The sequence below is a fragment of the Aminobacter sp. LjRoot7 genome (assembly GCF_964252895.1).
Classification (GTDB): domain Bacteria; phylum Pseudomonadota; class Alphaproteobacteria; order Rhizobiales; family Rhizobiaceae; genus Aminobacter; species Aminobacter aminovorans_B.
The window spans coordinates 58,031-71,706 of record NZ_CAXUPX020000008.1 but is presented as its reverse complement, the minus strand read 5'-3'; the positions used below and the strand labels follow the sequence as shown (position 1 = coordinate 71,706).

Genomic DNA, 13,676 nt, shown 5'->3' with positions numbered 1-13,676 from the left:
AGTGAACTTAGCGGCACTTGCGCTGCCTGACCGAGTCGATGGCGGCCTGCTCCTGGCGCAGGCCGTAGATCCTGGCCGTCTGCCGGTCCTGGATGGCGGTGACGGCCTTGGTGCCGCCCGGTGCCCAGGCCGGAACGTTCCACTGGCCGACGCTGCCACGGCTGATGGCGGTGCGCGAAATGCCAGCGGCTGTTGTGCCCATGGCGACGTCGAGTTCGGCGCAGGCCATGGCGTCGTATTTCAGGGGATCGACCGGGCCGACCGAACCGGGCCCGGATGCGCAGCCAGCCGCCAAGGCCAGGGCGAGGAACAATGCGGTCCTCGCTGAAGCACGAGCAATTGCCTTCATCAGACCAGACTAACAAGCCCGGCCGGCAATTGGAACCGGGTGGCGCGCCTGTTGGCGCGAGCGGCGTGGGACGCTTGTGGCGGGCGCGCCCCGCTCAGGTCTGGCAGTTGCGGGCGTTTACCGGCAGCGCCAAAGCTTCGCCTTCGTCGCGGCGGAGGACGAAACTGTCGAAATTGGCGATGGTGGCGCAGGAGTGGTTGGGGAAGACTCTGACGCGGCTGCCGAGCGGCAAGGTGCGGCCGGCCACCGGCACGAAGCCGTGCTCTTCCGACATCCGCTCGAGCGTCCACACGCCGGCGTCGCTGCCGCCTTCGGCGCCTATGACGATGCCAAAACCGTTGCCGCCCATGCCATGGGCGCCACGGTCGGAACTCATCGTCTTGGAGCCGGCGTCGATGATGAAATGCGTGTCGTTGGAGGCAACGACGCGGGCAACGACGGACAGGGCAAGATCGTCGGCGCCGCAGATGCCGAGGCGGAGCGCGGTGCCGTCAAGGAAGACGTAGTTGCCGGGGCGGATGCAGTCGACAGCCTGCAGCGGCGCGCCGAGGCAGGTCGGCGTTGCCCCGACCGACAGGCAAGGCACTGCGAGGCCCAGGTTCTTGAGCTCGGCGGCGAGGCCCGCCAAGGCCGCTGCCTCGTTGCGCGCGACAGCGGCAAGGTTGTCCGGATCGGTGGCGGCATAGGAGTGGCCGGCATGCGACAGCAGGCCCGCGAAGTGCAGGCCGGGTGCGGCGGCGATCTTTTGGCAGACAGCGATCGCCGCGGGATCGTTCGGCTTGAGGCCGACGCGACCGAGACCGACATCGACCTTCAGGAAGACGCCGATGTCGACGCCGTGGCGCACGGCAGCGGTGGAGAGCGCGTCAACGCCTGTTTCGCTGGCGGCAATCGTGCGCAGTTCGGTGCCGTTCGCCTTCACCGCCGGCAACAGGCGGTCGAGCGAGCCGGCATTGACGATCGGATAGGCAACGATGACCGAGGGGATGCCGGCCTCGACGAAAACCAGCGCCTCGCTCGGCTTGGAGGCGGTGATGCCACGGGCGCCAAGTGCCAGCTGCCGCTTGGCAAGGTCGATGCTCTTGTGTGTCTTGACGTGCGGGAACATGACGAGGCCGGCGGCATCGGCGCGGGCCTGCATGGCTTGCATGTTGCGGGTCAGGCGCGTCTCGTCGATCTCGACATAGGGTGTCGGCCTTTCCACCGCCGCCGGGCGCCGGAGGCCGTCGATCTTCAGCTGCGCCTGGGGTGCGGCAATGTCGTGGGCTGTGCTGGCGGACGCCGGGGCGGCCGCCAACGACATGTTCGAAGGGGTCATTTTGGGAATGCTCTGATTTGAAAACCGGGAATGCTTGATAGGGCAGTCGTTAGCCCGCCGCCACCTGTCGCACGTAGTGGGTGGATGAAATCTGGTGCATCGGCAGCTCGACGGGTACGAAGTCGGGCGCGCGCATGGCGCTCGGGATTTCGTCCGACATCGGCACCCGTCCTTCCGGACGGCGCGTCGGATCGGCGATGGGAACGGTCGACAAAAGCTTGCGCGTGTAAGGATGCTGCGGGTTGCCGAAGACCGAGCGGCGGTCGCCGATCTCGACGATTTCGCCGAGATACATCACCGCGACGCGGTGGGCGATGCGCTCGACCACGGCCATGTCGTGGCTGATGAACAAAAGCGCGATCTGCATGTCGCGCTGCAGGTCCATGAGAAGGTTGATGACCTGCGCCTGGATGGTGACGTCGAGCGAGGCGACGGCCTCGTCGGCGACGATCAGGCGCGGGTTGAGGGCAAGGGCACGGGCAATGCAGATGCGCTGGCGCTGGCCGCCTGAGAAGGCATGCGGGTAGCGCTCGAGCAGCTCCGGCGCGAGGTCGACCTTGGCCATCAGGTCGGCGGCGCGGGCGCGCATGGTCTCCAGCGAGCCGAGCTTGTGCACCCGCATCGGGTCGATCAGCGACTGCTCGATGGTCATGCGCGGGTTCAGCGATGAAAACGGATCCTGGAAGACCATCTGGGCCTGGCGTCGAAACTTCGCCACCACCTGCCGCGGCGCACCGAGCAACTCGACGCCGTCGAAGCGGATCGAGCCGGAGCGCGGCTTGTCGAGCTGCATGATCGAGCGCGCGACGGTGGACTTGCCGCAGCCCGACTCGCCGACGAGCGCAAGTGTTTCGCCGGGGAAGATGTCGAAGGAGACGTTCTCCACCGCATGGACGCGGCCGGAGACGTGGCCGAACAGGCCGGCCTTGAGGTCGAAACGGGTGACCAGGTTGCGGACTTCGACCAGCGGCCGGCCAATTTCCTTCATCGGGGAGGATGCGTTCATTTGCTTGCCTCGGCGAGCTGGCGCTCGGGCTCGAACACCAGCAACGGGAATTTTTCCGGTGCGTCCTTGTCGGCCATGCTGCCGAGGCGCGGCACCGCCGAAATCAGCGCGCGGGTGTAGGCGTGCTTGGGCTTGGCGAAGACGTCGTAGACGGTTCCCGTCTCGACGATCTCGCCCCTCAGCATGACACAGACCCGGTCGGCGACTTCGGCGACGACGCCCATGTCGTGGGTGATGAACAGCACCGACATGCCGATCTCCTGCTGCAGCGCGCGGACAAGATCGAGGATCTGCGCCTGGATGGTTACGTCGAGCGCCGTTGTTGGCTCGTCGAGGATCATCAGCGATGGCCGGCAGGCAAGCGCGATGGCGATCATCACGCGCTGGCGCATGCCGCCGGAGAGCTGGTGTGGATACTGGTCGAGGCGGCGCTCGGCATCGGGCACGCGCACCAGCTTGAGCGTATTGAGCGCGATCTGGCGTGCCTGCACCAGTGTCTTGCCCTGATGGTGGACGACGGCCTCGGCGATCTGGTCGCCGACGGTGAAGACCGGGTTCAGGCTCGACATCGGATCCTGAAAGACAATCGAAATTTCGGCGCCCCGCAGCGCCTCGACGCGCTTTTCGGAGAGCTTGGCGAGGTCGGCGACCTTGCCGTCCTTGAACCGCATCAACACCCGTCCGCCCGTAATGGCGGCGCCGTCATATTCGGTCAGCCGCATGATGGTCATCGCGGTCACCGACTTGCCCGAACCGGATTCGCCGACCAGCGCCACGGTCTCGCCGCGCGAGATGGTGAAGGAGATGCCACGCACTGCGCGGAACCTGGCGCGGGAGCGGACGGCGAAGGAGACCTCGAGGTCCTCGACCGAGAGGATGACATCCTCGGGCAGTTCAGGCGGGGAGGGCTTGGCAGGGATCATCGGCACATGGACCCGGTTTCAACGACGAGATGTCGTGTCGGGGCATCGAACGCAACGGTGCCGTGTTCTGTCAATAGGGCCGGCTGGGGCGGTTGCCTGCCTCGGGGCGGTCAGGCGTGGACCGTGAAGCGGTATGCCGACGTAAAAGCCAGCGAAATCAAGGTGTCGCGATAACCGGGGTAAAAACTATGCGCATCACGCATTGCCTCATCTGTCTTCGCATATCGTGACCAAAGTACAATTCGTGACGCTTACGACCGTCAGGCTGCGTCCAGAGCAGCCTCGAACGTGCTCTTGTACTGGGGCAGCTCGGCGCATTCCCTGAGATGCTGCCACAGCGCGTCGCTGTCATGGCTGCCGGCGCCGGCCCGCCTGAAGATCCTGATCTCCATTTCAAGCGACATCTGCTGGCCGCCGATCTGGACGAGCTGGCCCTGCTTCATCGCCTCGGCGACGCAGATCTGCGGCAGCCAGGCAACGCCGCGGCCCGCGACCGCCATGTGCTTCAAGCCATCGGCAAGTGCGGACTGGTAGACGGTGCTGAGGTTGAGCGGCCGGCGCCAGCGCGACTGGATCAGCGTCGCCAGCTTGCCGATGTAGCCGTCGCTCCAGGAATAGGCGAGGTAGGGAATCTCAGTGCTCTCCGGCACGTCGAGGTCGAACAGCGCCCTGCCGTTCTCGTCGGTTCCGGACACCAGAATGAGCCGATCCTTGCCGATTAGCAGGGTTTCGAAGGGTCCACCCTCCAGAACCGGCGGGCCGTCGGGGTGGACATAGGTGATGCAGAAGTCGCACTGCCCGGAGCACAGATGGTCTACGCTTTCGAGGAAATCGGCCGCGTGCATGCTGGTGCGCAGCGGCATGCGCGAGATCAGCGGCGAGCTGATCCACTTCGGAAAGAAGTACATCGCCAGCGTGTGCAGCGAGGTGAAGGTCAGCATTGCCGAGCTTTCACCGGCGACGTTTCGGCAGTCAGTGCGCAGCCGATAGGCCTCCCGCACAAGCCGCTGGCAGCCTGGCAGGAACATGTTGCCGGCGCGGGTCAGCTGTACCGGATAGGTGCTGCGGTCGATCAGGTCGGCGCCGATCCAGCTCTCCAGCGATTTGATGCGGCGGCTGAAGGCCGGCTGCGAAATATTCCGCGCGGTGGCCGCCGTCGAGAAATTGCGCGTCGCGGCGATTTCCAGGAAATCTTCAAGCCATTGCAGTTCCATGCCGGCCCTCATGCGTGTTTTGCATAGTCCATCCTATCTACACATTGGACAGACCGGCAAGCGCTCTTCTAGCCTTTCCGCAACGAGAAGAGAAACTTCCGCCTCCACCACAAGGGAACGATGATGAAACGAGCCTTAGCCCTAGCCCTGAGTTTAGGGCTCGGCATGACGGTTGCCCCCGCCATGGCCGAGACCAAGAATCCTGGAACCTTCGTGTTCCTGTGGACCGACGACATCCTGTCGTTCGACCCGGCCTACATCGACAACACGCCGAGCTCGTATGGCGTGCTCAACGTTTACAGCCGGCTTTTGAACTACAACGGCTCGAAGATTTCCGAGTTCGTGCCGTCGCTGTCGACAGAGGTGCCGTCGCTCGAAAACGGCCTGATCAAGCAGGGTGACGACGGCTCGGTGAGCTACACCTTCCCGATCCGCAAGGGCGTCAACGCACACAAGGTCGGCATCAAGGGCGCCGACGGCAAGATCGCCTGGGAATACTATGACAAGCTGACCGATGCGCAGAAGGCCACGATTGAGCCGGGCTATGGCCAGATCACGCCCGAGGACGTGCGTTATTCACTGCTGCGCGCCATCCTCCAGGGCCGGTCGTCGATGTCCAGCGCGATTGCCGAAGTGATCAGCGCGGGCAAATACACCGATATCTCCAAATGGGTCGAGGCCGAAGGCAAGGTCAAATCCATTAACGATGCGACGCCCGAGACGCTGCGCAAGGTTTACGACCAGCTCGCCTCGCAGATCACCGTCGAAGGGGACAATGTCACGCTCAAGCTGCCGAAGTCGTTCCCGGCGACACTCGGCGTCATCGCCCTGCCATTCGGCACTTCGATCGTCGACAAGGAATGGGTCGCCTCCGTCGGCGGCTGGGATGGTTCCGGCGACGACTGGAAGAAACATTATCGTCCCGAACTCGGCGACAACCCGCTGTTTGCCGCTGAGAACGGCACCGGCCCGTTCATGCTCGAGGAGTGGGACCGCACCGACCGCCGCATCACGCTGAAGCGGTTCGACAACTATTTCATGGGTCCAGCCAAGCTCGAACGGGTCGTCATGCGCACCGTTCCGGAATGGACGACGCGGCGTCTGCAGCTTTTGTCGGGCGACGCCGATTTCGCCACCACGCCGGTGGAGTTCCTCGACGAGCTGAGCAAGACCGACGGCATCAAGGTCATCGACGGCCTGCAGAAAGTGTTCTCGCGCGGCATCTTCTTCGCCTGGCCGCTCGACGACAACGACAACCCCGCCATCGGTAGCGGCAAGCTGGACGGCCAGGGCATTCCGCCTGATTTCTTCGGCGATATCGACGTGCGCAAGGGCTTCAACTACGCGCAGAACTATGACGCGCTGCTGAAGCAGGTGCTGCTTGGCAAGACTGTCCAGTCGCGCGGCCCAACCGTGCGCGGCATCATGGGCTATCGCCCGGATTCGCCTGTTTACAGCTACGATCCGGTTAAGGCTGAAGAGCACTTCAGGAAGGCGTTCGGCGGCAAGCTGTGGGACACCGGCTTCACCTTCACGGCCTATGTGACGGAAGGCTATCCACAACTGACCGCCTCCTTGTCGGCACTGCAGCAGGGCCTGTCGCGCATCAACCCCAAGTTCAAGATGCAGATCCAGGCGCTGCCATGGGCTTCTGTTTCGGATAAGATCAACAACCGTGAAAAGCCGGCGGCTCCACTGACCGTCATGGGCTGGGGTCCCGACTATTCCGATCCGGGTGGTCCACTGGGTGCTGCGACCTACTACCTCTCGCCGACCGGTCTCGTTGGCGGCATGGTCGGCCAAGGCTACCGCGACCTGATGGCGGAGAAGTTCAAGCCGCTTTTGGACGAAGCCTGGGCGTCGAACGATCCCGCCGTGCGCGAGCCGATCTACGCCAAGCTGCAGGACATGTCGTACGAATACGCCACGACCCAGTTCCTGTGGGAGGACTTCGGCTATGTCGTCACCCGCAGCAACATCGACGGCTATGTCGATAACATGGTCCTCTATGGCGCCTGGGACTTCTACCCGGTGACCAAGGCCAACGACTGATTTGGCCATTGGCACGTCGGGCGGCAACGCTTGCCCGACGTGCCCACTGCTTCATTTTCCCTGAAATCGGAACGTGTGAACCCGTGCTGAATTACGCACTCAGACGACTGATGATGTTGCCCATCGTCTTGTTCGCTCTGTCGTTGATGATCTTTGCGCTGCAGATGTCGCTCTCGCCGACACAGCGTTTGGCGGCTTACGCGCCGTCGCCTGACTACCTCAAGGGTGGCCAGGAAAGCATCCGCAGGATGATCGAGCAGTACGGGCTCAACGATCCTTTCTACATCCAGTACGGCCGCTGGATCGGCGGCATCCTGACCGGCAATCTCGGCTGGTCGGAAACGGCCCGGCAGCCGGTGTCGACGGCTCTGATGTCGTTGTTTCCGGCGACGCTGGAGCTGGTGGTCCTGGCCTTCGTTCCATGCCTTTTGCTTGCCGTTTTCCTCGGCTCGCGCGCTGGCATCTACCTCAACCGCTGGCCCGACCACATCATCCGCATCTTCACCATCCTCGGCTGGTCATTCCCGGTCTATGTCTTCGGCCTGTTGATGCTGCTGATCTTTTATTCGGCGCTCGACTGGTTTCCGCCCGGTCGGCTCAGCCAGTGGGCGCAGACGATCGTCAGCTCCGACGAGTTCATACGCTACACCGGCGCCAACACTGTCGATGCGCTGCTGAACGGCAATTGGGCGATCTTCGGCGACTCGCTTCGCCATCTCGCCGCACCCGTCATCACGCTGACCTATGTCAACGTTGCCAGCATGACGCGCGTGATGCGCACCTCGATGCTGGAGACGCTGCGCCAGGATTATGTCCGCACGGCCCGCGCCAAGGGCCTGCCGCGTCGCGTGGTGGAGCTCAAGCACGCACGGCGCAACGCGCTGTTGCCGGTGGCCACCGTCGCCGGCATGGAACTTGCCGTCATGATGGGCGGCGTCGTCATCACCGAAACCATCTTCGACTATGCCGGCCTCGGCCAGTTCGCGGCCAAGACGGCAGCCGGTCTCGACTTTCCCGCGGTTCTTGGCTTCGGGCTGTATTTCGCGGTCGTCCTCGTGGTGATCAACCTGATCGTCGATCTCATCTATCCGCTGCTCGATCCGAGGGTGAAGACGCAATGAAGGCCCTTCGTTACCTTGCGCGCAACCCGGTCTCCTTGCTGGGCGTTGCGATCCTTCTCGCCTTCGTCTTGATCGCCATCTTCGCGCCGGTCCTGGCACCGCCGCAAAGCTACCAATTGTCGCCCTATGACACGCCGCGCGCCGGCTTCCTGGCCACGCCGCAGCCGCCGTCTCCGGAAGCGATCTTCGGCACCACCCAAGGCCAGTATGACATCTTCTACGGCATTGTCTGGGGCACGCGCACGGCCTTCAAGATCGGCTTGGGCGTTGTGGCCATCTCCGTCCTGATCGGCACGGTGGTGGGCGCGGTCGCCGCCTACTATGGCGGTCGGCTGGACGAGCTTCTGATGCGCATCGTCGACGTCTTCATGGCGGTGCCGTTCCTGATCGCCGCGATGGTGCTGACCGCGCTGCTCGGCAAGGGCATCACCCCGATCACCATCGCGCTGACGACATTTGGCTGGATGAGTTACGCCCGCATCGTTCGAAGTGAGATCCTGAGGATCCGCGAGATGGACTACATCCACGCCGCCAGGAGCTATGGCGCCAGCGACCTCAGGCTGATCGTGCTGCACATCTTGCCCAACGCGATGTTCCCGGTGCTCGTGCTGGCGACAATGGCCACCGGCTCGATGGTGCTGTCGGCGTCGGCGCTCAGCTTCCTCGGGGTCGGCACCGAAGAAGGTTATGCCGACTGGGGCCAGTTCATCGCCTATTCGCGCAACTGGATCGTCGGCCAGCCCGGCAATCCGTTCCAGTTCTGGTACACGCTGGCCTTCCCCGGCGCTGCCATCTTCCTTTTCGTGCTGTCGTGGAATCTCGTCGGCGATGCGCTGCGCGACATGCTCGACCCCCGCCATTCCCATTGAGACCTGCCAAGGAGCATAATCATGTCTTCCCTGTCCGCTGCATCGATCGAGCTGTTAGAAGACCTGATCCGCTACGAGGTCGAGGACAAGGCGATCCCGTCGATCTCCTATGCGCTCGTCGGCCGCGACGGCGTTCTGGCCGAGGGCCACATCCAGCGCCATGACCGCCATTTCGACATGCGCGAGGACACCTGCTTCCGCATCGGTTCGATCACCAAGACCTTCACTTCGCTGGCGATGATGCAGCTGGTGGAGAAGGGGCTTGTCGACATCGACGTCGACGTGTCGACCTACCTGCCCGGCTTCCATCCGATCAACCCGTTCGCCAGTGCCGAAGGTGGTCCGCATGGTTCGGTCATCAGCCTGCGCAAGCTGATGACGCACACCTCTGGTCTCGTGCGCGAGCCGAAGAGTGGCCACTATCTCGACGCCACCCGCCCGCCGCTCGAGGAGACAGTCAATGAGCTCGCAACCTCGACGCTGAAGCAGGATCCGAGCATCGGCATCATGCACTACTCCAATGCCGGCATCGCCGTCGTCGGGCGGGTCATCGAGGTGGTGACCGGCCAGAGCTATTCCGACTACGTCGCCGAAAACATCATGAAGCCGCTCGGCATGAACCAGTCGTCCTGCGGCATGGCGCCGGGTATCCGCGAGCGGCTCGCGCCCGCCGACATGTGGACCCTGGACGGCGACACGCCGGCACCGGTGTTCAGCCTCGGCGGCTCGCCGGCGGGCAACATCTTCTCCACGACCGGCGACATGGCGCGTTACGTCCAGTGCCTGCTGCGCGGCGGCTTCAATGCCGAGGGCAAGTCGATCATTTCGCCGGCCTCGCTGCGCGAGATGTGGACGCCGTTCGGCAAGCGCCCCGACAGCCTGGACAAGTCGATGGCCGGATATGGCCTGTGCTACGGCGCCGGCGAGGTCGATGGCTGGGAGTCTGTCGGCCATGGCGGCGCGGTCTATGGCTATGCCTCGCACATGCTGATCCTACCAGGTGCGGGCATCGGCGTGCTGATGTTTGCGACGCTCGACTTCGCCAACCAGATCGCCTCGCGCCTCGGCGTCGACGGCCTGCGTATTGCGCTGTCCGAACGCAAGATGGGCATGCCGCTGCAGCGCGTGCAGCGTCCGCCTGTCATCGCCGACGAGCAGTTCAAATCCTTGCCCGGCTATTACAGCGACGACGCCACGCAGGAGGTCGTCGAGGTCAAGGCCAAGGACGGTAGGCTGTATCTGATGGGCGACGGCGTGCCGCTGCAGATCCGCCCCGTCGCCGGCAAGGACTTCGTCATCGACGGCCGCATCTACGGACGCGGTGCCGGCTATGCCCACATGAACCTGTCCTTCCCCGAACCGGGCAAGCTGGTGTGGAAGGACGCGAGTTGGACACGCATCGAAGCGCCTGTCGACGAGGCGGTGCCGGTGGAGATCGAACCGCATCTCGGCGAGTACGGCCCGGACTTCAACATCACCTATCTCAGCTACAGCCATGGCGGGCTGAAGTGCCTGATCGAGTATTTCTGCACCCACACGTGCGAGCCGGTCGAGGCGGGGCGCTTCCGCATGCATGGCAAGCTCTATGAGGACGAAATCCTCGAGCTCGACGCTGTCGACGATCATGGCAGGCGCGGCATCCGCGTCGGACCGATGTTCCTCGAGCGGCGCCCCTTGTCCCGGGCGGAGGCAGCCTGAGCAGCAGCATGACCGTACCCTTCAAGATGGAATCGCCGATCGGCGCCCGCATGGTGATCGGCGGGCGCGAGGTCGACTACTACTGCGGCACCTCCTACTTCTGCCTGCACGGTCATCCCGAGGTGATCGAGGCGGCCTGTGCTGCCACCAGGCAGTATGGCATGGGGCCGGGCACGCTGGCGCATATGCAGGTCTATGCCGACCTGCAGGAGCGGCTGCGCCAATGGTTTGGTACCGAGGAGGTCGTCTACATGATCTCGGGCTACACCAGCCCGATGGTACTGCTGCAGGGCCTGCGCGAGGATTTCGACGTTATCTTGATCGACGCAGCGACGCATTACAGCACCCGCGACGCGATCCCGACGCTGGGCAAACCGGTGCACGAGTTCCGTCATGGCGACGCCAATGACCTGGCAGAGCAGCTGGCGCGGCATGTCGGGGCAGGGCAGCGGCCAGCGGTGCTGACCGACGGGGTGTTTCCGTCCTCCGGCCGGCTGGCGCCACTCAACGATTTCAGGCAGGCGATGGCACCCTATGAGGGCGCCTTGCTGTGCATCGACGATTCCCACGGCGTCGGCGTGCTCGGCGAGAGCGGGCGCGGTTCGCTGCAGCATGCCGGGCTCGAAGGCGAGGGCAATTTCCTCGCCGGCACGATGAGCAAGGCCTTCGGTGCGCTGGGCGGTGTCGTTCCCGGTGATGCGGCATTGGCAGAGAAGATCACCCGCAACGCGATGATCATGCGCGGCGCCTCGCCCGCGCCGCCCGGGTTGGCGGCCGCCGCCGCCGCGTCGTTGCGGATCCTGCAGACGACGGACAGGCGCGCCAGGCTGGCCCGCAATGTCGGCCAGATGCGCAGCGGCCTGCGCGGCCTCGGCTTCGAGGTTGCCGACACGCCGGTGCCGATCGTCACCATCAAGGGCGCCACCGACCTCGAGCTTTTGCGCGACCGTCTTGCCGAGCGCGACATCATCGTCAGGGTCCAGCAGCCGGGCGGCTACTCCGATGCGTCGGATGTGCCGAGCATGCGGCTGGCGGTGTTTTCCGAGCATTCCCCCGAGCAGATCGACCGGCTGCTGCGGTCGATGGCCGAACTTATCTAGAACGAGGATTATCATCATGAAGGTGTTCATCAGCGCCGACATCGAAGGCACCGCCGGCATCACCGTCTGGGACGAAGCCCGCAAGGGTCATGCCGCCTACGAAGAATTCCGCGAATACATGACCGACGAGCTGGTGGCGGCCTGCGAAGGCGCCAAGGCCGCCGGTGCGAAGGAAGTGCTGGTGAAGGATGCGCACTCAACCGGGCGCAACCTGATCCTGTCGAAGCTGCCGGCCTATGTTACCATCGTCAGGGACTGGAGCGGCCATCCCGACATGATGATGTTCGGCATCGACGACAGCTTTTCGGCCGCCCTTTACACCGGCTACCACAACAAGGCCGGCACCGACACCAACCCGCTGGCACATACGCTGACGGGCACGGTGTCGCGGCTTTTGATCAATGGCGAGGTGGCGTCCGAATACACGCTCAACGCGCTGTGCGCGGCGCGTTATGGCGTACCTTCGGCATTCCTTGCGGGCGACGCCGGCATGTGCGCGGAGGCCAAGCTTCTGGTGCCGCGCATCGGCACCGTGGCGACCAGCGAGGGTTTTGGACCTGCCACGAAGTCGCTGACGCCGAAGGCCTCGGTCGCTGCGATCCGCGCCGGGGTAGAAGAGGCGCTGTCGCGCGATCTCAAGACCTGCCTGCCGAAACTCGCCGATAGCTTCGAACTGGTGGTCGAATACACCAACCCGCACGAAGCCTATCGCGCCAGCTGGTATCCCGGCGTCGAGCATCCGGCCCCCCGCACGCTGCGCTTCCACGCCAAGGACTTCTTCGAGATCCAGCGCGCCATACGCTTCATCGTGTAGCGGGAACGGGTTATGGCCGGCGTCGCCTGAACGAGCGCGCCAGCCGCTTCACCGCAGCCTCCACTGTCCGGCCCGGAGCGAGCGGCAAGCATTGCGCATAAAGCGCGAGCTTGCCCGGCACTCCGCCCGGCGGGCTGGCGAGCATGCGGGCAACGATGCTTTTGCGGAGCCGGTGGCGGTCTTCGGCGTCGGCAGCACGCGCGAAGGGCTGCTCTACCTTCAGGAACGCCTTCAGAGCCGTCAGCATCCTGGCATAAGCAGCGGCCCGCCGCTCCTTGGCGACATCGCCACCATTGAGGAAGTTGGCGATGTCGAGCGCCAGCGCATCGTCGTAGAGATCGTATGTCAGGCCGATCCTTGGCCACAGCGCTTCGCGGATGCGATGTGTGCGGTTGCGCGGTCTGACCGCGTTGGTGGCCGTCAGGCCCTGGGAGTTTATGCGGTAGCGGGTCAGCGGCTCGACAAGATTTCGCATACGGCAGTGCGGCAACATCTCGAACCACAAATAATGATCCTGCGAGACAAGCTCTTCCGGACGGTAGCGTCCAGCGGCCTCGTAGCAGCTGCGGCGGAAGGCGACGGTCGAATGGTAGAACGGGCACTGGAACAGGATCGTCCAGCGCACGTCGGCGTCGGTCAGCGGCATGGGGCGCACATACAACACCCGGTCGTTTTCGTCGATCAATGTCACGGCACTGCCGACCAGCCCGACCTCGGGATCCTCGTCGAGCGCCGCCACCAGGCGCCCGATACGCGCCGGCTCAGAAATGTCGTCGGCATCGAGCCGGACGATGATGTCGGCGCGCGATGCCTCGATGCCGCGATTGGCCGCAGCGGCGGTGCCGATGTTGGTCGGATTGATCACCAGTCGGATACGGGGATCGCGACGCGCGAGGCTGTCGAACAACTCCGCCTGGCCGGTGCCGTCGTCAACGATGACAAGCTCGAGGTCGCGAAAATCTTGAGTGAGGATGCTGTCGACCGCCGCATCGAAGAAGCGCAGGTCGTTGTAGACGGTCATCACCACCGACACGCGTGGGCGGGTGTCGCTGTGCTGGGCGGATTGGCTGGCTGGGGCGTTGGGCTGGGTCATGGCGCGGCACCATATCCCGGCTCTTTCGCATTTCACAACCTGCAGCGGTAAGACGGCTATAGTAAGCGAGCACGCCAGGCGACGCCTGGAAAGCGCCTATCCGCCTCATGATGCAGCAG

10 protein-coding genes and 1 pseudogene are annotated in these 13,676 nt (G+C 64.2%); 6 read left to right on the top strand and 5 right to left on the bottom strand.

What is annotated here, in order from left to right:
* Positions 1-7 precede the first annotated feature (7 nt).
* The 4 genes and pseudogenes from ACSQ3E_RS21170 to ACSQ3E_RS21155 all read right to left on the bottom strand — a co-directional run bounded on the left by ACSQ3E_RS21170 (position 8) and on the right by ACSQ3E_RS21155 (position 4,810).
* Entirely contained in the window at positions 8-313 is a 306-nt protein-coding gene (locus ACSQ3E_RS21170; protein WP_436124208.1) for a hypothetical protein, read from the bottom strand.
* A gap of 130 nt (positions 314-443) precedes the next feature.
* Positions 444-1,667: an alanine racemase gene (locus ACSQ3E_RS21165; RefSeq protein WP_436124207.1), complete on the bottom strand. Its 1,224-nt coding sequence runs from the start codon at positions 1,665-1,667 to the stop codon at positions 444-446.
* Between the two features lie 49 nt (positions 1,668-1,716).
* Positions 1,717-3,596: pseudogene (locus ACSQ3E_RS21160) on the bottom strand (ABC transporter ATP-binding protein).
* Positions 3,597-3,856: 260 nt separating this feature from the next.
* On the bottom strand, positions 3,857-4,810 hold the full coding sequence (locus ACSQ3E_RS21155) for a LysR family transcriptional regulator (protein ID WP_436124206.1): 954 nt from the start codon (positions 4,808-4,810) through the stop codon (positions 3,857-3,859).
* A gap of 165 nt (positions 4,811-4,975) precedes the next feature.
* Here ACSQ3E_RS21155 and ACSQ3E_RS21150 point away from each other — a divergent pair, with 165 nt between their 5' ends.
* The 6 genes from ACSQ3E_RS21150 (at position 4,976) to ACSQ3E_RS21125 (ending at position 12,464) form a co-directional block, all read left to right on the top strand.
* Positions 4,976-6,862 (top strand): ABC transporter substrate-binding protein, encoded by a 1,887-nt coding sequence (locus tag ACSQ3E_RS21150; protein WP_436124205.1) that lies wholly within the window; start codon positions 4,976-4,978, stop codon positions 6,860-6,862.
* A 110-nt stretch (positions 6,863-6,972) separates the two neighbouring features.
* Positions 6,973-7,983, top strand: a complete 1,011-nt coding sequence (locus ACSQ3E_RS21145; RefSeq protein ID WP_436124204.1) for an ABC transporter permease — start codon at positions 6,973-6,975, stop codon at positions 7,981-7,983.
* Entirely contained in the window at positions 7,980-8,852 is an 873-nt protein-coding gene (locus ACSQ3E_RS21140; protein ID WP_436124203.1) for an ABC transporter permease, read from the top strand. The genes ACSQ3E_RS21145 and ACSQ3E_RS21140 overlap by 4 nt, the downstream gene beginning before the upstream one ends.
* Positions 8,853-8,873: 21 nt before the next feature.
* Positions 8,874-10,550, top strand: a complete 1,677-nt coding sequence (locus ACSQ3E_RS21135; protein WP_436124202.1) for a serine hydrolase domain-containing protein — start codon at positions 8,874-8,876, stop codon at positions 10,548-10,550.
* 8 nt (positions 10,551-10,558) lie between these two features.
* Complete coding sequence (locus ACSQ3E_RS21130) at positions 10,559-11,650, top strand: aminotransferase class I/II-fold pyridoxal phosphate-dependent enzyme (protein WP_436124201.1); 1,092 nt, start codon at positions 10,559-10,561, stop codon at positions 11,648-11,650.
* A gap of 16 nt (positions 11,651-11,666) precedes the next feature.
* Complete coding sequence (locus tag ACSQ3E_RS21125; protein WP_310325331.1) at positions 11,667-12,464, top strand: M55 family metallopeptidase; 798 nt, start codon at positions 11,667-11,669, stop codon at positions 12,462-12,464.
* A gap of 10 nt (positions 12,465-12,474) precedes the next feature.
* Here the strand turns inward: ACSQ3E_RS21125 and ACSQ3E_RS21120 are convergent, their stop codons facing one another.
* Positions 12,475-13,557, bottom strand: coding sequence for a glycosyltransferase (locus tag ACSQ3E_RS21120; protein ID WP_436124200.1), 1,083 nt, complete (start codon positions 13,555-13,557; stop codon positions 12,475-12,477).
* Positions 13,558-13,676 lie beyond the last annotated feature (119 nt).